2 protein-coding genes (1 of these 2 only partly in view) are annotated in these 25556 nt (G+C 67.0%); both read left to right on the plus strand.

Annotation, left to right across the window (positions count from 1 at the left end):
• Window positions 1–9660, plus strand: coding sequence for an amino acid adenylation domain-containing protein (locus ACZ6YA_RS00675; protein WP_465894796.1), 9660 nt, complete (start codon window positions 1–3; stop codon window positions 9658–9660).
• Window positions 9660–25556: the 5' portion of a non-ribosomal peptide synthase/polyketide synthase gene (locus ACZ6YA_RS00680; protein WP_465894797.1), read on the plus strand. The gene runs 1800 nt beyond the window's last position; only the first 15897 of its 17697 coding nucleotides appear in the window; it begins with the start codon at window positions 9660–9662; its stop codon lies off the right edge, out of view. The genes ACZ6YA_RS00675 and ACZ6YA_RS00680 overlap by 1 nt, the downstream gene beginning before the upstream one ends.

The raw sequence follows: 25556 nt of genomic DNA on the forward strand, positions 1-25556 counted from the left end.
ATGAATGCCGAGAAGTCCCTGAAGCTTGCCCGCCGTTTCATTGAGCTGCCAGTGGAAAAGCGCCGCCTGTTCCTGGATGGCTTGCGCGCTGAGCGCATCGACTTCTCCCAGTTCCCCATCGCCGCCGATGTCGAGGTCGACGATCGTCATGCGCTGTCCTATGCCCAGCAGCGCATGTGGTTCCTTTGGCAATTGGATCGCCATAGCGGGGCCTACAACCTGCCCAGCGCCGTGCGCCTGAGCGGGCCACTGGATGTGCCGGCCCTTGAGCGTGCGTTTGCCGGCCTGGTGGCACGCCACCAGACCCTGCGCACGGTGTTCGCCGAAGACGCTGACGGGCTGGTGCAACAAGTGCCGGCCACACAGTCGTTGCAGGTCGAGCAGGTCGACCTGCAGGCACTGAGTGCCGATGCCCAGGACGCCCGCGTGCGCCAGTTGGCCGAACAGGAGGCCTTGCGCCCGTTCGATTTGGCCAATGGCCCGCTGCTGCGCGTCACCCTGCTGGTGCTGGGGGCGCAGGAACATGTGCTGCTGCTGACCCTGCACCACATCGTCGCCGATGGTTGGTCGATGAACGTGTTGATCGATGAGTTCGTGCAGTGCTACCAAGCTTTCGTGCAAGGCGGTGAAGCCCAGCTGCCGGCGTTGCCCATCCAGTATCAGGATTACGCCCTGTGGCAGCGCAAGTGGCTGGAGGCCGGTGAGCAGGAGCGTCAGCTCGACTACTGGCGCGCGCAACTAGGCGATGAGCACCCGTTGCTCGAACTGGCCACCGATTTCCCGCGCCCGGCCGTGGCCAGCCAGCGGGGTCAGCGCCATGAACTGGTCATTGACGAAGCCCTGGCAGAGCAACTGCGGGCGCTGGCGCGCCAGCACAACGTCACCTTGTTCATGGTGCTGCTGGCGGCGTTCAACCTGCTGCTGTACCGCCACAGCGGCCAGACCGACCTGCGCGTCGGTGTGCCGATCGCCAACCGCAACCGCGCCGAGGTGGAGGGGCTGATCGGCTTCTTCGTCAACACCCAGGTGCTGCGCACCCGCGTGCACGGTCAGCAATCGGTGGCCAGCCTGCTGGCGGCGGTCAAGCAGACCGCCACCGGTGCCCAGGCGCACCAGGACCTGCCCTTCGAGCAACTGGTCGAAGCCCTCGACCTGGACCGCAGCCTGAGCCACAACCCGTTGTTCCAGGTGATGTACAACCATTTGCCGAATGTCGCCGACGTCGAAGTGATGGCGGTCGGTGACGGCCTGGAGCTGCGCCCATTGGAGTGGAGCAGCCGTTCGACGCCGTTCGACCTGACCCTGACCACCTTCGAGCGCGGCGGCAAGCTGCACGCCTCGCTGACCTACGCCTGCGAACTGTTCGAGGGCGCCACTATCGCGCGCATGGCCGGCCACTGGCAGCAGCTGCTGCGCGGCATGGTCGGTGCGAGTGATCAGGTGCTCGACCAGTTGCCAATGCTCGACGAAGCGCAGGCCGAGCAACTGTTGCAACAGGCCAATGGCCGCCCGGCGGCTGCAGCGTCGACCGCCCTTGAGCAGTTCGAAGCTCAGGTGCAGCGCGTGCCCGAGGCGCAGGCGCTGGTGTTCGCCGAACACAGCCTGAGCTACCGCGAGCTGGATGCCCGTGCCAATGCGCTGGCGCAGCAGCTGGTGGAGCTGGGTGTGGGCGCGGAAGTCTGCGTGGGCCTGGCTGCCGAGCGGTCCCTGGAGATGGTGATCGGCCTGCTGGCCGTGTGGAAGGCCGGCGCGGCCTATGTGCCGCTGGATCCGGGATTCCCTGCCCAGCGCCTGGCCTACATGATCGAAGACAGCCGCATCGGCGTGCTGCTGACCCAGCAGGCGCTGCAGGCCAGCCTGCCACAGGTGGCTGGGGTGACCACGCTGCTGCTCGACCCGGCACGCCCCGAGCGCAGCGCCCAGGGCCCACAGCGCAAGGTCGATGGCCGGCACCTGGCCTATGTCATCTACACCTCAGGGTCCACCGGTACCGCCAAGGGCGTGGCCGTCAGCCATGCGTCGTTGGGCAACTACCTGCAGGGCATCGCCCAGGCCTTGCCGCTGGACGGCGCGAGCAGCATGGCGGTGGTTTCCACCCTGGCAGCCGACCTCGGCCACACCGTGTTGTTCGGCGCCCTGTGCTCCGGGCGCGTGCTGCATGTCATCGAGCAGGACGTCGCGCTCGACCCGCTGCGCTTCGGGGACTATGTCCAGGCCCACGGTATCGACGTGCTGAAGATCGTGCCGTCGCACCTGGAAGCGTTGCTCGGTGCCGAGCGCCCGGAACGCGTGCTGCCAGCCCGTTGCCTGGTGGTCGGGGGTGAGGCCTGCTCCCAGGCATTGGTCGAGCGCGTACGCGCGCTGGGCCGTTGCGACATCGTCAACCACTACGGCCCCACCGAAACCACCGTGGGCGTGCTGACCCACAACCTGACTGCGGCAGGCACCCCGATCGTGCTCGGCTTTCCGTTGCCCAACCTCAGCACCCATGTGCTGGACGCTGGCCTGCAGTTGCAGGCACCGGGCAGCCATGGCGAGCTGTACATCGGCGGCGCGGGCCTTGCCCGTGGTTACCACGGCCGCCCCGGCATGACCGCCGAGCGCTTCGTGCCCGACCCGTTTGGCGCGCCGGGGGCACGCCTGTACCGCACGGGTGACCGGGTACGCCGTCTGGTCAGTGGCGAGCTCGCCTTCCTCGGCCGGGTCGACCGCCAGGTCAAGCTGCGCGGCTACCGCATCGACCTGGAAGAGGTCCTGGTGGTACTTCGCGCGGCGCCGCAGGTACGCGATGCCGCCGTGCTGCTGGTCGGTGAGGCCGGCGAGGCGCAACTGGTGGCTTACGTGGTATACGCCGACGGCAATGGCCAGGCGCAGCAGGACGAACTCAAGGCCTGGCTGGCCACGCGCCTGCCGGACTACATGGTGCCCAGCGTCTTCCAGGCGTTGGAGGCCATGCCATTGACCGCCAACGGCAAGCTCGACAGCCGCGCGCTGCCGCTGCCAACCCTGGAGCGCACGGCGCATGCCCATGTGCCGCCTGCAACGGCGCAGCAGCAAGCCCTGGCCGGCATCTGGGAGCAGGTGCTCAAGGTGTCGGAAGTGGGGCTGCTGGACAACTTCTTCAGCCTGGGCGGCCATTCGCTGCTGGCCGTGCAGATCGTTTCGCGGGTCCGCCGCCAGCTGGGTCTGGACCTGCCGCTGCGGGCCATCTTCGACACTGCCAACCTGGGCGAACTGGCCGAGGCGCTGGCGCACTGCGAACGTTATCGCGAGCAAGCGGCGATCCCGGCCCTGCCGCGCAGCGAGCGCCTGCCGGCATCCTTCGCCCAGCAGCGCCAGTGGATGTTCTGGACCTTGCAACCGCACAGCACGGCCTACCACACCCCGCTGGCCGTGCGCCTGCAGGGCAACCTCGACCGCCAGGCCCTGCAGCAGGCAGTCGATGGCCTGCTGGCGCGCCATGAATCGTTGCGCACCACCTTCGTTCAGCACGATGGCCAGCTTTATCAGCAGGTCCAGCCGGCCACTGCCGTGGACTTGCAATGGACCGCCTTGCCCGACGCCAGCCAGCCTCAGCTGGAGCTGGCGGTGCGTGCCGAGATCACCCGCCTGTTCGACCTGCACCAGGGGCCGCTGATGCGGGTCAAGGTGCTCGAACGCAGCGCCGAAGAGTGGGTGCTGGTGCTGACCCTGCACCACATCACCTCCGACGGTTGGTCGATGAGCCTGCTGGTGCACGAGTTCGTCGAACTCTACAGCGCCTTCAACGCCGGCCGTGAACCTGCCCTGAAGCCGCTGGCCGTGCAGTACGCCGACTACGCCCACTGGCAGCGCCAATGGTTGGAACACGGCGAGATGCAGCGCCAGCAGGATTACTGGGTAGAACGCCTGGGCGGCGAGCAGGTGGTGCTGGAGCTGCCCACCGATCACCCACGCAGCGCCCAGGTCAGCGACCGGGGCGCACGCCTCGACCTGCGCCTGCCGCAGGACCTGGAGCGGCAGCTGCGCGAACTGGCGCAGGCCCAGGGCGTGACCCTGTTCCAGCTGTTCCTCGGTGCCTTCGCCCTGTTGCTGCAGCGCCACAGCGGCCAGCAGGACCTGCGCATCGGTGTGCCGGTGAACAACCGCAACAGCCAGGAGCTGGAAGGCGTGGTCGGCTTCTTCGTCAACACCCTGGTGATGCGCCTGTGCCCGCAGCCGGAGCTTGCCGTCGGCCAGTGGCTGCAAGCGGTCAAGGACGTGACCCTGGGTGCCCAGGCCAATCAGGACCTGCCGTTCGACCGCCTGGTCGAAGTGCTCAACCCGCAGCGCGCACTGAACCAGAACCCGCTGTTCCAGGTGATGTACAACCACCTCAGCACCCTCGGCGCCACCGCCACTGGCAGCAGCCTGCCGCAGTTGCAGGCCCGCGAGCTGCTGCTTGACGGCGGCGGCGCGCAGTTCGAGCTGTCCCTGGAAACCCTGGAGACCCCGCAGGGCATCGCCGTGGCCCTGGTGTACGCCGCCGACCTGTTCGAGGCCGCCAGCATCGAGCGTCTGGCAAGCCATTGGCAGGCCCTGCTGCGTGGCATGGTTGCCGATGCTGGCCAGGCGATTGGCGAGTTGCCGATGCTCGACGCCAGCGCTCAGCAAGCCCTGCACACCTGGAACCACACCGCCCAGCGCTACCCGGACGAATGCCGCGTGCAGCGCCTGATCGAACAGCAGGTCGAGCGCAGCCCCGAAGCCACCGCCCTGGTGTTCGGCGCCCGCCAGCTCAGCTACCGCCAGCTGAACAACGCCGCCAACACCCTGGCCTATGCGCTGATCGCCCGTGGCGTCGGCCCGGATGTGCTGGTGGGCATCGCCGCCGAGCGTTCGCTGGAGTTGGTCATCGGCCTGCTGGCGATCCTCAAGGCCGGCGGCGCCTACCTGCCGCTGGACCCGGAATACCCCGAAGAGCGCCTGGCCTACATGATCGACGACAGCCGCATGGCCCTGCTGCTGCAACAGCGCGGCCTGCACCTGCCGCTGCCGGCCGATCTGCCGACGTTGTTGCTGGACGCGCCTGAAGCCGAGCTTGCCGAATGCGCCAACCCGCAGGTCGCGTTGAGCGAAGAACACCTGGCCTACGTAATCTACACCTCCGGTTCCACCGGCAAGCCGAAAGGCGCCGGCAACCGCCACCTGGCCCTGGGCAACCGCCTGCACTGGATGCAGCAGGCCTACGGCCTGGGCGCTGGCGACCGGGTGCTGCAGAAGACGCCGTTCAGCTTCGACGTGTCGGTGTGGGAGTTTTTCTGGCCGCTGATGACCGGTGCGCAACTGGTGGTCGCGGAGCCGGGCGCGCACCGCGACCCGGCGCGCCTGGTCGAGCTGATCGAGCAGCACGCGATCAGCACGCTGCACTTCGTGCCGTCGATGCTGCAGGTGTTCCTGCAGTCGCCGGACCTGGGCGGTTGCCATAGCCTGCGGCGCATCGTCTGCAGTGGCGAGGCCCTGCCGCTGGATGCCCAGGCCCAGGTGTTCGCGCGCCTGCCGAAGGCGGCGCTGTTTAATCTCTATGGCCCGACCGAAGCCGCCATCGACGTGACCCACTGGACCTGCGTGGAGGAGGGCAGCGACAACGTGCCGATCGGCCGGCCGATCGCCAACCTGCAAACCCACGTGCTGGACGCTGCGCTGCAGCCGGTGGTGCCGGGCGTGGCCGGTGAGCTGTACCTCGGCGGCGTCGGCCTGGGGCGTGGCTACCACCGCCGCCCGGCGCTGACCGCAGAGCGCTTCGTCGCCAGCCCCTTGGGCGATGGCGAGCGCCTTTACCGCACCGGTGACCTGGTGCGCTACCGCGCCGACGGCGCCCTCGAATACCTCGGTCGCCTGGACCATCAGGTGAAGATCCGTGGCCAGCGCATCGAGCTGGGCGAGATCGAAGCACGCCTGCTGGAAGTGGCCGGTGCCGGTGAAACCGTGGTGGTCGCCCAGCGCGACGCCCAGGGCCAGCACCTGGTCGGTTACGTCGCCGACCCACGCCAGCCCGTCGACCAGCTGGCCTGGCAAGAGCAGCTCAAGGCCGAACTGGCCAGCCGCCTGCCGGCCTACATGGTGCCCGCGCAGTTGGTGTGGCTACCCGCCATGCCGCTGAGCCCCAACGGCAAGCTCGACCGCAAGGCATTGCCTGCGCCAGACCTGGCCCAATCGCGCCGCGAATTCCAGGCGCCCGTGAGCGACCTCGAATGCAAGGTCGCGGCCATCTGGGCGCAGGTGCTGCACCTGGAACAGGTAGGCCTGGCCGATCACTTCTTCGACCTTGGCGGGCATTCGCTGCTTGCCACCCAGGTAGTGTCCCGCGTGGCCCAGGAACTCGACCTGGAAGTGCCGCTGGCGCTGATGTTCGAGCACAGCACGCTGCAGGCCTTCACCCAGGCCCTCGGTGAGCTGCAAGGCAGCCGCGCACCGGGGATCGTAGCCATCGACCGCAACCAGCCGCTGCAGCTGTCGTTCGCCCAGGAGCGCCAGTGGTTCCTCTGGCAGCTGGAGCCGCACAGCACCGCCTATCACATCCCGATGGCCCTGCGCCTGCGCGGGGATCTCGACCTGCAAGCCCTGGAAGACAGCTTCAACGTGCTGGTGGCGCGCCACGAGAGCTTGCGTACCACGTTCATCCAGGAACAAGACCAGGTGCGGCCGGTCATCCATGCGCAGCTGCGCCTGCCGATCAGCGTGCAACCGGCCGCTGGCGACGGTGACGATGCGGCGCGCGTTCAGGCCTTCATCCAGGCGCAGACCGCACAGGCCTTCGACCTGATCAACGGCCCGCTGCTGCGCATTGGCGTGTTGCGCCTGGGCGCCCGCGACCATGTGCTGACCCTGGTGCAGCACCACATCGTCTCCGATGGCTGGTCGATGCAGGTGATGGTCGACGAATGGATGCAGAGCTACGCCGCCCTGGCCAACGGCAGCCAGCCCGCGCTGCCGCCGTTGCCGGTGCAGTACCTCGATTACGCCCACTGGCAGCGCGACTGGCTGGCTGCCGGTGAACGCGAGCGGCAGCTGGTGTACTGGCGCGAGCAGCTGGGCGCGGAACCTGTGGTGCTGGAACTGCCCACCGACCATGCCCGCCCGGCGCTGCAGAGCTACCGTGGGGCGCGCCTGGCGCTGACGCTGGAGGCCGACCTGGCCGCCGGCCTGCAGCATCTGGCGCAGCAGCACAACGTGACCCTGTTCATGCTGCTGCTCGCCTCGTTCCAGGCCCTGCTGCAGCGCTACAGCGGCCAGGACGATATCCGCGTCGGCGTGCCAGTGGCCAACCGCCACCGCCTGGAAACCGAGCGGCTGATCGGCTTCTTCGTCAACACCCAGGTCCTGCGCGCGCGCTTCCATGGCACGCTGACCGTCGACGCGCTGCTCGAACAGGTGCGCCAGGCGGCCCTGGGTGCCCAACAGCATCAGGACTTGCCGTTCGAGCAACTGGTCGAAGCTTTGCAGCCGACCCGCAGCCTCAGCCACAACCCGCTGTTCCAGGTCATGTTCAACCACCGCAACGCCCTCGATCAGCAGCTGGGCGAGGGCTTCCAGGTGCCGCAGCTTGAGGTCGAGACCTTGAGTGGCGAGCACCAGAGCGCGCAGTTCGACCTGGCCCTGGACACCTTCGAGACCGCCTATGGCCTCGGCGCTACCCTGACTTACGCCACCGACCTGTTCGACGCCAGCACCATCGAGCGCATGGCTGGCCATTGGCAGACCTTGCTGCGCGGCATGCTCGCCGAGCCGCAGGCGCGGGTGGCCGAGCTGGCGTTGATGGACACCGCGCAAGAACAGACCCTGCACGCCTGGAACCAGACCGCCCAGCGCTACCCGGACGAATGCCGCGTGCAGCGCCTGATCGAACAGCAAGTCGAGCGCAGCCCCGAAGCCACCGCCCTGGTGTTCGGCGCCCGCCAGCTCAGCTACCGCCAGCTGAACAACGCCGCCAACACCCTGGCCCATGCGCTGATCGCCCGTGGCGTCGGCCCGGATGTGCTGGTGGGCATCGCCGCCGAGCGTTCGCTGGAGATGGTCATCGGCCTGCTGGCGATCCTCAAGGCCGGCGGCGCCTACCTGCCGCTGGACCCGGAATACCCCGAAGAGCGCCTGGCCTACATGATCGACGACAGCCGCATGGCGCTGCTGCTGCAACAGCGCGGCCTGCAGTTGCCGCTGCCGGCCGATCTGCCGACCCTGCTGCTGGACGCGCCTGAAGGCGAGCTTGCCGAATGCGCCAACCCGCAGGTCGCGTTGAGCGAAGAACACCTGGCCTACGTGATCTACACCTCCGGTTCCACCGGCAAGCCGAAAGGCGCCGGCAACCGCCACCTGGCCCTGGGCAACCGCCTGCACTGGATGCAGCAGGCCTACGGCCTGGGCGCTGGCGACCGGGTATTGCAGAAGACGCCGTTCAGCTTCGACGTGTCGGTGTGGGAGTTTTTCTGGCCGCTGATGACCGGTGCGCAACTGGTGGTCGCGGAGCCGGGCGCGCACCGCGACCCGGCGCGCCTGGTCGAGCTGATCGAGCAGCACGCGATCAGCACGCTGCACTTCGTGCCGTCGATGCTGCAGGTGTTCCTGCAGTCGCCGGACCTGGGCGGTTGCCATAGCCTGCGGCGCATCGTCTGCAGTGGCGAGGCACTGCCGCTGGATGCCCAGGCCCAGGTGTTCGCGCGCCTGCCGAAGGCGGCGCTGTACAACCTGTATGGCCCGACCGAAGCCGCCATCGACGTGACCCACTGGACCTGCGTGGAGGAGGGCAGCGACAACGTGCCGATCGGCCGGCCGATCGCCAACCTGCAGACCCACGTGCTGGACGCTGCGCTGCAGCCGGTGGTGCCGGGCGTGGCCGGGGAGCTGTACCTCGGTGGCGTCGGCCTGGCGCGTGGCTACCACCGCCGCCCGGCGCTGACCGCAGAGCGCTTCGTCGCCAGCCCCTTGGGCGATGGCGAGCGCCTGTACCGAACCGGTGATCGGGTGCGCTACCGCGCCGACGGCGCCCTCGAGTACCTCGGTCGCCTGGACCACCAGGTGAAGATCCGTGGCCAGCGCATCGAGCTGGGCGAGATCGAAGCACGCCTGCTCGACCTGAACGAGGTGCGTGAAGCCGTGGTGCTGGCCCAGCCTGGCGCCGCCGGCGCGCAACTGGTGGGCTATGTGCTGGCCGCCGAAGCGGACCTTGAGGCAAAACGCCAGGCGCTGCTGCGCGAGCGTTTCAAGGCCCACCTCAAAGCCAACCTGCCCGAGTACATGGTGCCCAGCCAATGGGTGCTGCTCGAACAATGGCCGCTCAGCCCCAACGGCAAATTGGACCGCAAGGCCCTGCCCGTGCCGCAAGTGGCACAGCAACAACATCTTTATGTGGCGCCGCAAAGCCCGGTCGAATGCCAGCTGGCAGCGATCTGGCAGGACGTGCTCAAGCTCGAGAAGGTCGGCCTGAACGACCACTTCTTCGACCTGGGCGGTCACTCTCTTCTCGTCGTGAGTCTGGTTTCACGCATTCAACTCGAGCTTGGTATGAAGGCAACTGCGCAATTGATTTTCCAATACCCGACCCTGGGCGAACTGGCCCATCAGCTGGAACAAGGCGGTGAAGGCGTGGACAACGCCACCCTCAACCAGCTGGAAAGCCTGCTCGACGAAATGGAGGAGGTGTAATGGACCGTTCCGCCGCCCTGCGCATTGCCAAACGCTTCATCGCCTTGCCGTTGGACAAGCGTCGCCAGTACCTGGCAAAAATGGCCGAGCAAAACGTTTCGCCGGCCAACCTGCCGATCCCCGAGATCCGTGACGAGCTCGACAGCCTGCCGTTGTCGTTTGCCCAGGAGCGCCAGTGGTTCCTCTGGCAGCTGGAGCCGGGCTCCAGCGCCTACCACATACCCACCGCACTGCGCCTGCGTGGCCAGCTGGAGGTCGCGGCCCTGCAACAGGCGTTCGATGCCCTGGTCGCGCGCCACGAAACCTTGCGCACCACCTTCGTCCTCGATGGCGAGCGGCCGCGTCAGCAGGTGCAGGCCCAATTGCCCCTGGCCATCGAACGGCTCGAACTGCCGGCTGGCAGCGCGGTGGATGAGCGCGAGGCGTGCATCCAGGCGTTGATCGAGCAGCAGGTGGCCAAGCCCTTCGACCTGGAGTGCGGCCCGCTGGTGCGGGTCGGTCTGCTGGCGTTGGCTGCCGACGAGCATGTGCTGGTAATGGTCCAGCACCACATCGTCTCGGACGGCTGGTCGATGCAGGTGATGGTCGATGAGCTGATGCAACTCTACCTGGGCTTTGCCGAGCAGCGCCCGGTCACCCTGCCGGCGTTGGCCATCCAGTACGCCGACTATGCCGTGTGGCAACGGCGCTGGATGGAGGCCGGGGGCAGCGAGCAGCAGCTGGCCTACTGGCGCGAGCAACTGGGCGAGCGCCAGCCGGTGCTGGAGCTGCCCACCGACCGCCCGCGTTCGGCCCAGCCCAGTCAACGCGGGGCGCGCTTCGACCTGCCGCTGGACAGTGCGCTCAGCGAAGCCTTGCAAGCCGTCGCGCAGCAAGAGCAAGTGACATTGTTCATGCTGTTGCTGGCCTCGTTCCAGGTGCTGCTGCACCGCTACAGCGGGCAGACCGACATCCGCGTCGGCGTGCCCAGCGCTAACCGCAACCGGGTCGAGACCGACCGCCTGCTGGGCTTCTTCGTCAACACCCAGGTGCTGCGCGCAGAGGTCGAGGGGCCGCTGGCCTTCCGCACGCTGTTGCAGCAGGTCAAGCAGGCGGTACTCGGTGCCCAGGCCCAGCAGGACCTGCCCTTCGAACAGCTGGTCGAAGCCCTGCAGCCGGACCGCAGCCTGAGCCACAGCCCTTTGTTCCAGGTGATGTACAACCACCAGCGCCAGGACCGCCAGGCCCGCGACAACCGTGCCCGGCAGCTGCCGGGGCTGAGCATCGAAGGGCTGTTCTGGGAGAGCCACACCGCCTCCTTCGATCTGACCCTGGACACCGTCGAGGGGGAAGACGGCCTGTGGGCCTCGCTGACCTACGCCTGCGATCTGTTCGACGCCCCGACCATCGCGCGCCTGGGCGGCCACTGGTTGACCTTGCTGCGTGGCATCGTCGCCAACCCAGCTCAGTGCATCGCCGAGCTGCCGCTGCTGGCGCAAACCGAGCTCTATCATCTGCTGAGCGAGCGCAACGCACCGGACCTGCGCCACATCGAGGGCCCGTTGGTGCACGAGCGCATCGCCGAGCAGGCGGCGCAAACCCCGGACGCTACCGCGCTGCTGTTTGCCGGGCAGCGCATGAGCTTCGCCGAACTCGACCAGCAGGCCAACCGCCTGGCCCATGCCCTGATCAGTGCAGGCGTCGGCCCGGAGGTGTTGGTGGGCATCGCCCTGGAGCGTGGCCTGGAGATGGTCGTCAGCCTGCTCGCCGTGCTCAAGACCGGCGGCGCCTACACTCCGCTCGACCCGGAATACCCGCGTGAGCGCCTGGCCTACCTGATGCAGGACAGCGGCATGGCCCTGTTACTCAGCGACAGCCCGCTGCTGCAGCGCCTGCCGGTGCCAGAAGGCCTGGCGACGCTGGCGCTGGACCAGATCGACCTGACCCCGCAGCCCAACCATGCGCCTGCGGTCGCGGTGGCTGCCGACAACCTCGCGTACGTCATCTACACCTCGGGTTCCACCGGCCTGCCCAAAGGCGTGGCGGTCGCCCATGGTCCGATCGCCATGCATTGCCGGGCCATCGGTGCCCGTTACGAAATGAGCCCGAGCGACTGCGAACTGCACTTCATGTCGTTCGCCTTTGACGGTGCGCACGAACGCTGGCTGACCGCACTGACCCACGGTGCCTCGCTGCTGATCCGCGACCCGCAGCTGTGGACCCCGGAGCAGACCTACGACGCCATGCACGCCCATGGCGTGACCGTGGCGGCATTCCCGCCGGTGTACCTGCAACAGTTGGCCGAACATGCCGAACGCGATGGCAATCCGCCGCCGGTGCGGGTCTACTGCTTCGGTGGCGACGCGGTGGCCGAGGCCAGCTATGCCCTGGCCCGCCGTGCGCTGCGCCCGACCTACATCATCAACGGCTATGGCCCTACCGAAACAGTGGTCACGCCGCTGATCTGGAAGGCTGCCGAACAAGACCCGTGCGGCGCCGCCTATGCACCGATCGGTGACCGCGTCGGCGAGCGCCGGGCGTATGTCTTCGATGCCGACCTCAACCTGTTGCCACTGGGCATCCCCGGCGAGCTGTACCTCGGTGGCCAGGGCCTGGCCCGCGGCTACCTCAAGCGCCCGGCGATGACTGCCGAACGCTTCGTGCCGGACCCGTTCGGCCATGGCGCCAGGCTCTACCGCAGCGGTGACCTGGTGAGCCAACGGGGCAGCGGCATCATCGATTACCTGGGGCGCATCGACCGCCAGGTGAAGGTACGGGGCTTCCGTATCGAACTGGGTGAAGTCGAGGCACGCTTGCTGGCGGTGCCGGGCGTGCGTGACGCCGTGGTGGTCGCCCAGGCTGGCCCGAGCGGTCAGCAACTGGTGGGCTATGTGGTGGTGGACGATGCCCGGGAGCTGGCGGCTGACAGCGAGGCCCAGGCCAAGCGTCGCGAGCAGATCAAGGCCCTGCTGAAAGTCGATCTGCCGGACTACATGGTGCCGGCGCACGTGCAGTTCCTCCAGCACTTGCCGCTCACCCCCAATGGCAAGGTCGATCGCAAGGCACTGCCAGCGGTGGACCTCTCCCAACTGCAGCGCCATCATGTCGCGGCCAGCGGCGAGGTCGAGCAGACCCTGGTGCAAATCTGGCAGGACGTGCTCAAGCTGCCGCAGGTAGGCGTTACCGACAACTTCTTCGAGTTGGGTGGGGATTCGATCATCTCTATCCAGGTGGTCAGCCGCGCACGTCAGGCGGGCATTGCGCTCAACCCGAAAGACCTGTTCCTGCACCAGACCGTGCAAGCCTTGGCCGGCATCGCCCGCTTCGGCGAGGTGGCCCGGATTGACCAAGGGCCGGTCGAAGGCAGCATGCCGTTGTTGGCCATCCAGCGGTGGTTCTTCGAGCAGAACATTGCCGACGCGCACCACTGGAACCAGTCGGTGCTGCTCAAGCCGGCTCAGGCGCTGGACCCTCAGGCGCTACAGGCGGCATTGCAGGCGCTGGTGTCGCATCACGATGCGTTGCGCCTGCGCTTCGACGCCGAAACGGGCCTGGCCTGGCACCGTGACCTGGCACAGCAACAGGCAGCCTTTGCCCGGGAACCGTTGCTGTGGCAAGGCACGGTCGCCAGTGACGAGCAACTCACCGCGCTGTGCAACGAGGCCCAGCGCAGCCTGGATTTGGAAAATGGCCCCTTGCTGCGGGCCGTGCTGGCGACCCTGGACGATGGCAGCCAGCGCCTGTTGCTGGTCATCCACCATTTGGTGGTGGACGGCGTTTCGTGGCGGATTTTGTTCGACGACCTGCAGCAGGCCTATACGCAGTGCCTGGCAGGGGAGGCCGCCAAACTGCCCGCCAAGACCAGCGCATTCAAGCACTGGGCTGAGCGCTTGCAGGCCCACGCCAGCGGCGAAGCATTGACCCGACAACTGGACTATTGGCAGGCCCAGGTGGCCGACGCACCTACCGGCCTACCCCAGGCACGTGAACACGCCAGCCTGGAAAAGCGCCACGCCCAGACGGTGCATACGCGCCTGGATGGCAAGCAGACCCAGCAATTGCTGCAGCAGGCCCCGGCCGCTTACCGAACCCAGGTCAACGACCTGCTGCTGACGGCCCTGACACGGGTGATCTGCCGCTGGACCGGTGAGGCTTCGGCGTTGATTCAGCTCGAAGGCCATGGCCGCGAAGACCTGTTCGAACAAGTCGACCTGACCCGTACCGTCGGTTGGTTCACCAGCGCCTTCCCGGTCCGACTGGCAAGCGACGACACGCTGGGCCAGGCGATCAAGCAGGTGAAACAACAGCTGCGCGCCATCCCTGACAAGGGCATTGGCTACGGCGCCCTGCGCTACCTGGGCAGCGCCGAGAGCCGCGCGGCCCTGAGTGGCCTGGCGGAGCCGCGCATCACCTTCAACTACCTCGGCCAGTTCGACGGCAGTTTTGCCGCCGAGCAGGGCGCGTTGTTCGTGCCTGCCAGCGAAGACGCCGGTGCTGAACAAGGCGCCGCCGCACCGCTGGGCAACTGGTTGAGCATCAACGGCCAGGTCTACGGTGGCGAGTTGCGCCTGGGCTGGACCTTCAGCGAGCAGATGTTCGAGCGCGCCACCATCGAGCAGCTGGCTGAGGCCTACCAGCAGGAACTGCAGGGCCTGATCGCCCACTGCCTGACCCCGGAAAGTGTCGGCGTGACGCCGTCGGACTTCCCGCTGGCGACGCTCGACCAGGCGCAGCTGGACAACCTGCAGCTGCCTTGGCAGGACGTGCAGGATCTCTACCCGCTGTCGCCGATGCAGCAAGGCATGCTGTTCCACAGCCTCTATGAACACGCGTCGGGCGACTACATCAACCAGCTGTGCGTGACGGTCGACGGGCTTGACCCGGCGCGCTTCCAGCAGGCCTGGCAGGCGGTGGTGCAGCGCCATGACATCCTGCGCAGCGGGTTCATCTGGCAAGGCGACCTTGCGCGGCCCCTGCAGTGGGTGCGCAAACAACTGTCCGTGCCCTTCGTCGAAGTCGATCTGCGTAATAGCGATGACCAGCCCTTGGTATTGTCCCGGCTGGTCGAGGCCGAGCGCGAGCGCGGTTTTGACTTGGGCGAGGCACCGCTTTTGCGCCTGACCTTGGCGCGCACTGGCGAACACAGCCATCAGCTGATCTATACAAGCCATCACATCCTCATGGACGGCTGGAGCAATTCGCTGTTGCTGGGTGAAGTGCTGCAGCATTACGCCGGCCAAGCCACCCAGGCTGCAGTGGGGCGATACAGCGACTACATCGGCTGGCTGCAACGTCAGGATACCCAGGCCAGCGAGGCATTCTGGCGCGAGCAACTGGCGCCTTTGGCCGAGCCGACCTGGTTGAGCCGGGTGATCAAGCCGAGTACCGCGCTGATCGGTGGCCAGGGCGAGCACAAGCTACGCCTGGACGCGGCCCAGACCCGCCGCCTGAGCGAATTCGCCCGGCAGCAGAAAGTCACCCTCAACACTGTGGTGCAGGCCGCGTGGTTGTTGCTGCTGCAACGCTACAGCGGCCAGGATTGCGTGGCCTTCGGCGCCACCGTGGCCGGCCGGCCAACGGCACTCGCTGGCATCGAACAGCAGGTTGGCCTGTTCATCAATACCTTGCCAGTGGTGGCCGAGCCTGCACCTGAGCTTGCGCTCGATGGCTGGTTGCAACGCCTGCAAGGCATCAACCTGGCGCTGCGTGATCACGAGCACAGTGCGCTGAGCGATATCCAACGCTGGGCCGGGCAGGGCGGTGAAGGGTTGTTCGACACCCTGCTGGTGTTCGAGAACTTCCCGGTGTCCGAAGCGCTGCAGCAAGGTGCGCCGGATGCGCTGCGCTTTGGTGAGGTGCAAAGCCGTGAGCAGAACAACTTCCCCTTGACCCTGAGTGTCAGCGCCGGGGCCGATATCTTGCTGCACTACACCTACGCCCGCGAGCATTTCGCCGCCGAAGGCATCGCCCAGGTCAGCGCCCACCTGGCGCACCTGCTGGCGCAGATGGTCGAAGGTTCCGCCCAGCGTTGCCTGGGCGAGCTGACCCTGTTCGAAGGCGGCCGCCAGCGCGCGCCGATCCAGGACTGGGGCCTGGCCGAAGGCCAATACCCAAGCCTGCAGCCGACCCATGTATTGTTCGAGCAGCAGGCCCAGCGCGTGCCGGACAACCTGGCGTTGATCAGCGAAACCCAGCAACTGACCTACGCCCAGCTCAACGCGGCGGCCAACCGCCTGGCCCATCGCCTGATCGCCCAGGGGGTCGGCCCAGAGGTGCTGGTCGGTATCGCCGTGGAGCGCGACGCGCCGATGATCATCGCCCTGCTGGCGGTGCTCAAGGCCGGTGGCGGCTATGTGCCGCTGGACCCGAAATTCCCGCGTGAGCGGCTGCAGCACATGATCGAGGACAGCGGCCTGCGCCTGCTGCTGACCCAGTCGAGCCTGCACCAGCAACTGGGCTTTGCCGAGCAGGTGCCGTGCCTGCTGCTGGACCAGCTCGACGAGGCCAACTGGCCGGACAGCAACCCCGACAACCGCGTGCACGGCGACAACCTGGCCTACGTGATCTTCACCTCCGGCTCGACCGGGCGGCCGAAAGGCGTGGCGATCAACCATGTGTCGCTGACCCAGCACGCGTACGTCGCCCAGTGGTATTCGAACATCGTCGAAAGCGACCGGGTGCTGCAGTTCTCCACCTTCAACTTCGACGCCTTCGTCGAGCAGCTGTACTCGCCGCTGCTGTGCGGCGCGGCCGTGGTACTGCGCGGCAACGAGCTGTGGGACAGCGAGACGTTCTACCAGAAGGCCCTGGCCCACGGCATCAGCGTGGCGCTGCTGCCGACCGCGTACTGGAACCTGCTGGCCCAGCAGTTTGCGGCCATCGGCCCGCGTGACTATGGCCAATTGCGGCAGATCCATGCCGGCGGCGAAGCGATGCCGCCGGAAGGCATGGCGGCCTGGCACAAGGCCGGGCTCGGCCATGTGCGGTTGTTCAACACCTACGGCCCGACCGAGGCCACGGTGACCGCCACCACCCTGGAGTGCACGCCGTATGTGCTGGGCGAGCAAGCGGTGCCGGCGACCTTGCCGATCGGCACGGCGCTGCCGGGCCGCGACATCTACCTGCTCGACGATGCCGGCCAGCCGGTGCCGACCGGCGTGGTCGGTGAGCTGATGATCGGTGGCGAGCTGCTGGCGCGGGGTTACTTCGGCCGCAGCGGGCTGAGTGCCGAGCGCTTCCTGCCGGACCCGTTCGCCGGCAACGGCGGGCGCATGTACCGCAGCGGCGACCTGGCGCGCTACCGCACCGACGGCGTGATCGAATACGTCGGCCGGGTGGACCACCAGGTGAAAATCCGCGGCTTCCGCATCGAGCTGGGCGAAATCGAAGCCTGCCTGCTGGATCAGCCCGGCGTGAGCAAGGCGCTGGTCATGGCCCAACCCGGGCCGAGCGGCCAGCAGCTAGTCGGTTATGTGGTGGCCCAGGCGCCGGTCGAGGCGCTGCGCGAAGCGCTCAAGGCCAGCCTGCCGGAATACATGGTGCCGGCCCACCTGATGCTGCTCGACAGCCTGCCGCTGAGCCCCAGCGGCAAGATCGACCGCAAGGCCCTGCCGCTGCCGGAAGCGGCCAGCAGCCAGGCCTTCGTGGCGCCGCAGAGTGCCTTGGAGCAACAACTGGCGGGCGTCTGGCAAGACGTCCTGAAACTGGCGCAAGTGGGCCTGGACGACAACTTCTTCGAGCTGGGCGGTGACTCGATCATCTCGATCCAGGTGGTCAGCCGTGCACGCCAGTTGGGCCTGCACCTGACGCCGAAGGAGCTGTTCCAGCACCAAACCATCCGTGCCCTGGCCCAGGTGGTGCGCAGTGCCGAAGCGGCCGTGCAGATCGACCAGGGCCCGGTGACCGGCAGCACGCCGCTGTTGCCAGTGCAGCAGGGCTTCTTCGCCACGGCGATCCCTGAGCGTCAGCACTGGAACCAGTCGGTGCTGCTGATGCCGCAGTCGCCACTGCAGGGCGCGGCCCTGGAGCAAGCGCTGCAGGCGCTGGTGCAGCACCACGACGCCCTGCGCCTGCGCTTCAGCGAAGGCGAGCAAGGCTGGCAGGGAGTGCACGGCGAAAGCACGTCGGACTTGCTGTGGCAGGCCAGCGTCGCCGACGCGGCGCAGCTGACGGCGCTGTGCGACGAAGCGCAACGCAGCCTGAACCTGAGCGAAGGCCCACTGCTGCGGGCGGTGCTGGCGAGCCTGGAAGACGGCAGCCAGCGCTTGCTGCTGGTGATCCACCACCTGGTGGTGGACGGTGTGTCGTGGCGGATCCTGTTCGAGGACCTGCAGCAGGCCTACCAGCAGTGCCTGACTGGCCAGGGGGTGAAACTGCCGGCCAAGACCTCGGCATACCAGACCTGGGCGCAACGTTTGCAGGACCATGCGCGCAGCGCTGAGCTGCAGCAGGAGCTGGGTTACTGGCAAGCACAGTTGCAAGGCCAGTGCAGTGATTTGCCGGATGCCAAACCCGGTGCAGGCCTGCAAGGGCATCACGCGCATACCGTGCAGACCCGTCTGAACGCCACCCACACCCGTCAGTTGCTGCAGCAGGCCCCGGCGGCCTACCGCACCCAGGTTAACGACCTGCTGCTGACCGCACTGGCAAGGGTGATCTGCCGCTGGACCGGCGAGCAGGCCGCCTTGATCAAGCTGGAAGGCCACGGCCGCGAAGAGCTGTTCGACGACATCGACCTGACCCGCACCCTGGGTTGGTTCACCAGCCTGTTCCCGGTGAAACTGCCGGTGGCCGCAGGCCTGGGCGATTCGATCAAGGCGATCAAGGAGCAACTGCGGACGATCCCAGGCAAAGGCATCGGCTACGGCGTGCTGCGTTACCTGGGGGATGCCGCTACCCGCGAGGCACTGGCAGCACTGGCGCAGCCGCGCATCACTTTCAATTACCTGGGCCAGTTCGATGGCAGCTTCGCCGATGACGAGGGCGCGCTGTTCGTCCCGGCCAGCGAACGCGGCGGGCGTGAACAGAGCCTTGATGCCCCGCTGGACAACTGGCTGGTCCTCAATGGCCGTGTGTATGACGGTTGCCTGAGCCTGGACTGGACGTTCAGCCATGAGCTGTTCGACAGCCAGACCATCCAGACCCTGGCCGATAACTACGCAATCGAATTGCAAGCGTTGGTCGAGCATTGCCTGGAAACGGACCATTACTGCGTGACGCCGTCCGACTTCCCGCTGGCGGCGTTGACCCAGGCCGAGCTGGACAGCCTGCCGATCCCTGCCGCCAACATCGAGGACATTTACCCGCTGTCGCCCATGCAGCAGGGCATGCTGTTCCATAGCCTTTACGAACAGGGCAGTGGCGACTACATCAACCAGATGCGCCTGGACATCGGCGGCCTCGATCCGCAGGCATTCCGCCAGGCCTGGCAGGCGTCCCTGGATGCCCACGCGATCCTGCGCACCGGCTTCAGCTGGCAGTTCGAGCAGGCGCTGCAGGTGGTGCTGCGCCACGTCGAGTTGCCGTTCACCCTGCATGACCTGCGCGACCACGCGGCGCCTGACGTCGCACTGGACGCCTTGGCCAGCCAAGCGCTGGAGCGCGGCTTCGACCTTGAGGCCGCACCGTTGTTGAACCTGGTGCTGGCACGCACGGGCGAGGATGACTATCACCTGATCTACACCTGCCATCACATTCTTATGGACGGCTGGAGCAACTCGCAGTTGCTGGGCGAAGTCCTGCAGCGCTATGCCGGCAATCCGGTTGCCCGTGGGGCGACCCAGTACCGCGATTACATCGGCTGGTTGCTGGGCCAGGACCGCCAGGCCAGCGAAGCCTTCTGGAGCGGTCAGCTGGCCAGCCTGCAAGAACCGACCCGCCTCGCTCAGGCCCTCAAGCCGGTCGAGGTTGGGCATGGCCAGGGCGAACACTTCCATGACGTGGAAGAGCGACTGACGCAGCGCCTGGGCGAGTTCGCCCGGCAGCAGAAAGTCACCCTCAACACCGTGGTGCAGGCCGCGTGGCTGCTGCTGTTGCAACGCTACAGCAGCCAGGATTGCGTGGCCTTCGGTGCCACCGTGGCCGGTCGGCCGGCGGCCATCAAAGGCGTTGAGCAACAGATCGGCCTGTTCATCAATACCTTGCCGGTGCTCGCCAGCCCGCAGGTGGAGCAGCCGCTGAGCCAATGGCTGCAACAGGTCCAGCAGCTCAACCTGGCCTTGCGCGAGCATGAGCATACGCCGCTGTACGACATCCAGCGTTGGGCCGGGCAGGGCGGTGAGGCACTGTTCGACAACATCCTGGTGTTCGAGAACTACCCGGTGTCCGAAGCGCTGCAGGCGGCGCCGGTGGACCTGCGTTTCGGCAGCATTGGCAACCACGAGCAGAGCAACTATCCGCTGACTGTCAGCGTCAACGCCGGTGCCAGCCTGTGGTTGCACTACACCTACGCCCGCGAGCATTTCGCCGCCGAAGGCATCGCCCAGGTCAGTGCCAACCTGGCGCACCTGCTGGCGCAGATGGTCGAAGGTTCGGCCCAGCGTTGCCTGGGTGAACTGACCCTGTTCGAAGGCGGTCGCCAGCGCGCGCCGATCCAGGACTGGGGCCTGGCCGAAGGCCAATACCCAAGCCTGCAGCCGACCCATGTATTGTTCGAGCAGCAGGCCCAGCGCGTGCCGGACAATCTGGCATTGATCAGCGAAACCCAGCAACTGACCTACGCCCAGCTCAACGCAGCGGCCAACCGCCTGGCCCATCGCCTGATCGCCCAGGGGGTCGGCCCAGAGGTGCTGGTCGGTATCGCCGTGGAGCGCGACGCGCCGATGATCATCGCCCTGCTGGCGGTGCTCAAGGCCGGTGGCGGCTATGTGCCGCTGGACCCGAAATTCCCGCGTGAGCGGCTGCAGCACATGATCGAGGACAGCGGCTTGCGCCTGCTGCTGACCCAGTCGAGCCTGCACGAGCAGCTGGGCTTTGCCGAGCAGGTGCCGTGCCTGCTGCTGGACCAGCTCGACGACGCCGGCTGGCCGGAAAGCAACCCCGACAACCGCGTGCACGGCGACAACCTGGCCTATGTGATCTTCACTTCCGGCTCGACCGGGCGGCCGAAAGGCGTGGCGATCAACCACGTGTCGCTGACCCAGCACGCGTACGTCGCCCAGTGGTATTCGAACATCGTCGAAAGCGATCGGGTGCTGCAGTTCTCCACCTTCAACTTCGACGCCTTCGTCGAGCAGCTGTACTCGCCGCTGCTGTGCGGCGCGGCCGTGGTGCTGCGCGGCAACGAGCTGTGGGACAGCGAGACCTTCTACCAGAAGGCCCTGGCCCACGGCATCAGCGTGGCGCTGCTGCCGACCGCGTACTGGAACCTGCTGGCCCAGCAGTTTGCGGCCATCGGCCCGCGTGACTATGGCCAGTTGCGGCAGATCCATGCCGGCGGCGAAGCGATGCCGCCGGAAGGCATGGCGGCCTGGCACAAGGCCGGGCTCGGCCATGTGCGGCTGTTCAACACCTACGGCCCGACCGAGGCCACGGTGACCGCCACTACCTTGGAGTGCACGCCCTATGTGCTGGGCGAGCAAGCGGTGCCGGCGACCTTGCCGATCGGCACGGCGCTGCCGGGCCGCGACATCTACCTGCTCGACGATGCCGGCCAGCCGGTGCCGACCGGCGTGGTCGGTGAGCTGATGATCGGTGGCGAGCTGCTGGCGCGGGGTTACTTCGGCCGCAGCGGGCTGAGTGCCGAGCGCTTCCTGCCGGACCCGTTCGCCGGCAACGGCGGGCGCATGTACCGCAGCGGCGACCTGGCGCGCTACCGCACCGACGGCGTGATCGAATACGTCGGCCGGGTGGACCACCAGGTGAAAATCCGCGGTTTCCGCATCGAGCTGGGCGAAATCGAAGCCTGCCTGCTGGATCAGCCCGGCGTGAGCAAGGCGCTGGTCATGGCCCAACCCGGGCCGAGCGGCCAGCAGCTAGTCGGTTATGTGGTGGCCCAGGCGCCGGTCGAGGCGCTGCGCGAAGCGCTCAAGGCCAGCCTGCCGGAATACATGGTGCCGGCCCACCTGATGCTGCTCGACAGCCTGCCGCTGAGCCCCAGCGGCAAGATCGACCGCAAGGCCCTGCCGCTGCCGGAAGCGGCCAGCAGCCAGGCCTTCGTGGCGCCGCAGAGCGCCTTGGAGCAGCAACTGGCGGGCGTCTGGCAAGACGTCCTGAAACTGGCGCAAGTAGGCCTGGACGACAACTTCTTCGAGCTGGGCGGTGACTCGATCATCTCGATCCAGGTGGTCAGCCGTGCACGCCAGTTGGGCCTGCACCTGACGCCGAAGGAGCTGTTCCAGCACCAGACCATCCGTGCCCTGGCCCAGGTGGTGCGCAGTGCCGAAGCGGCCGTGCAGATCGACCAGGGCCCGGTGACCGGCAGCACGCCGCTGTTGCCAGTGCAGCAGGGCTTCTTCGCCACGGCGATCCCTGAGCGTCAGCACTGGAACCAGTCGGTGCTGCTGATGCCGCAGTCGCCACTGCAGGGCGCGGCCCTGGAGCAAGCGCTGCAGGCGCTGGTGCAGCACCACGACGCCCTGCGCCTGCGCTTCAGCGAAGGCGAGCAAGGCTGGCAGGCAGTGCACGGCGAAAGCACGCCGGACTTGCTGTGGCAGGCCAGCGTCGCCGACGCGGCGCAGCTGACGGCGCTGTGCGACGAAGCGCAACGCAGCCTGAACCTGAGCGAAGGCCCACTGCTGCGGGCGGTGCTGGCGAGCCTGGAAGACGGCAGCCAGCGCTTGCTGCTGGTGATCCACCACCTGGTGGTGGACGGTGTGTCGTGGCGGATCCTGTTCGAGGACCTGCAGCAGGCCTACCAGCAGTGCCTGGCTGGCCAGGAGGTGAAACTGCCGGCCAAGACCTCGGCATACCAGACCTGGGCGCAACGTTTGCAAGCCCATGCGGGCAGCGTTGAACTGCAGCAGCAATTGGCTTACTGGCAGGGCCAGCTGCAGGGCGCCAGCAACGCCTTGCCGGGCGAAAATACCCAGGGTAGCGAGCGCGTCAGCGATGTGCAGACGGTACAGGTACAGCTGGACAAGGCGTTGACGCGCCAGTTGCTGCAGCAAGCGCCGGCCGCCTACCGCACCCAGGTCAACGACCTGCTGCTGACGGCCCTTGCACGGGTGATCTGCCACTGGACTGGCGAGCACGCCGCGTTCATTCAGCTGGAAGGCCACGGTCGCGAAGAACTGTTCGATGACATCGACCTGACCCGCACCCTGGGCTGGTTCACCAGCCTGTTCCCGGTGAAATTGCCGGTGGCCGCAGGCCTGGGCGATTCGATCAAAGCGATCAAGGAGCAACTGCGGGCGATCCCCGATAAGGGCATCGGCTACGGCGCCTTGCGTTACCTGGGCGATGCCGCTAGCCGCGAGGCACTGGCAGCGCTGGCGCAGCCGCGGATCACTTTCAATTACCTGGGCCAGTTCGACGGCAGCTTCGCCGATGACGAGGGCGCGCTGTTCGTCCCGGCCAGCGAAAGTGCTGGCCGCCAGGTCAGCGAGCAGGCGCCGCTGAGCAATGCGCTGACCATCAACGGGCAGGTCTTCGACGGCGCCTTGAAACTGGAGTGGGCGTTTAGCGGCAAGCGTTTCGATTCGGCTGCCATCCAGTCCTTGGCCGACGCCTACACGGCCGAACTGCGCACGCTGGTCGAGCATTGCCTGGCACCCGACCAGCACTGCCTGACGCCGTCGGACTTCCCGTTGGCGGGGTTGACCCAGGCCCAGTTGGACAACCTGCCGATGCCGGCCGCGCGCGTCGAGGACTTCTACCCGCTGTCGCCGATGCAGCAGGGCATCCTGTTCCACACCCTCGAAGCCGCCCAGGAAGGCCTGTATGTCAGCCAGACCAGTGTCGAGGTCGAAGGCCTGGACAACCAGCGCTTCCTCGCCGCCTGGCAGTGCATGGTGGAACGTCATGAGATCCTGCGCACGGGCTTCTGGACCGACAGCCACCTGAGCGAACCGTTGCAATGGGTGGCCAAGCGTGCCGAGTTGCGGGTACGCCAGCTCGACTGGCGTGACCGCGAGGTCAGTGCCGCCGACCTTCAGGCCTTGGCCGCGCAGGACTACGCCCGCGGCTTCGAGTTGTTGCAGCCACCGCTGATGGGGCTGACCCTGGTGCGCCTGGATGACCAGCGCCAGCAGCTTATCTGGAGCAGCCACCATATCCTCATGGATGGCTGGAGCCATTCGCGTTTGCTCGGCGAGGTGCTTGCCGTCTATGACGGGCAATCGTTGCCGGACAAGCGTGGCAGCTACCGCGACTACATCGACTGGCTGGTGGCCCAGCCGCAAGCGCAGATGGAGCAGTTCTGGAAAGACAAGCTGCAAGGCCTGGAAGGCCCCACCACGCTGGCCACCGGGCTGCATCCGGCCGCGCCTGCCGATGCTGATGGCTACGATGCTGTCTACCTGAACTGGGACGCGGCACAAACCCGGGTACTACGCGATCAGGCTCAGCGCCTGCGCGTGACGCCCAACACGCTGATTCAGGGTGCCTGGCTGCTGCTGCTGCAGCGTTACACCGGGCAGTCGCAAGTCTGCTTCGGCGCGACCGTGGCGGGGCGCCCGACCAGCTTGCCGGGTGCCGAAGATATGCTCGGCCTGTTCATCAACACCTTGCCTATCGTCCAGGCGCCGGCACCTGAACAGCGCCTTGGCGACTGGCTGCAGGCGCTGCAGAATTACAACCTGCAAGTGCGTGACTATGAGCACGTGTCGCTGGCCGACGTGCAGCGCTGGTCGGGCCAGAGCGGTCAGGCCTTGTTCGACAGCATCGTGGTGTTCGAGAACTATCCGCTGGATGAACGCCTGCAGGCGGCCGGGGAAGGTGCGTTGCGCTTTGGCGCCAGCGAGGGCCGTGATGTCACCAACTACGCCATGGACCTGGCCGTTCACCTTGAAGAGACGCTGAAGATCGAGTTCCTCTATTGGCGCAGCCGTTTCAGCCGCACCAGTTGCGAAGGCATCAAGGACAGCTTCGCCCGCCTGCTGCAGGCCATGTTGGCCGACCCGCAGGCAGCGCTTGGCAGCCTTGGCATGCTCGATGACGCTGCCGAGCAGCAGCAGGCCCAGGCCAATCACCTGGCTGAAAACCCTGATCGTCTGCCTCTGTTGCAGCAAATTGCCGGGCATGTGCATGCCCAGCCTGAGCACGTCGCCGTGCGCTGTGCCGGCCGCACCCTGACCTTTGCCGAACTGGATGCGCGCTCCAATCGCTTGGCTCAGGCCTTGATCGCTGCCGGTGCCGCCCCGGAAGTGCGCATTGGCGTTGCCCTGGAGCGCTCGGTGGAGATGATCGTGGCGTTCTACGCGATCCTCAAGACCGGCGCCGCCTACGTGCCGATCGATATCGACTACCCACGTGATCGCCTGCAATGGATCATCGAGGATTCGGCGATGAGCCTGCTGGTCAGTCAGTCGGCGGTCGTCGATCGCCTGCCAGTGGCCGATGGGGTCAGCACGCTGGAGCTCGACAGCCTCGACCTGGACCACGCGCCGGCACTGCCGCCCGCAGTGGCCATCGATGAAGACAACCTGGCGTACCTGATCTACACCTCCGGCTCGTTGGGTAAACCCAAGGGCGTGGCGGTGGCGCGCGGGCCGATGGCCATGCATTGCCAGGCGATCATCGCGCGCTACGGCATGACGCCGGCCACCCGTGAGCTGCTGTTCATGTCGTTTGCATTCGATGGCGCCCAGGAGCGTTGGCTCTCGACCCTGGCCGCCGGTGGCCAGCTGGTGCTGCGTGACAACCGCCTGTGGACACCCGAGGAAACCTGGCTCGTGCTGCACGAGCAGGCCATCACCATCGCTTGCTTCCCGCCAGCGTACTTGCAGCAACTGGCCGAGTATGGGCAGGCCCATGACAAC

It is taken from the genome of Pseudomonas sp. NPDC090752, from assembly GCF_055584805.1.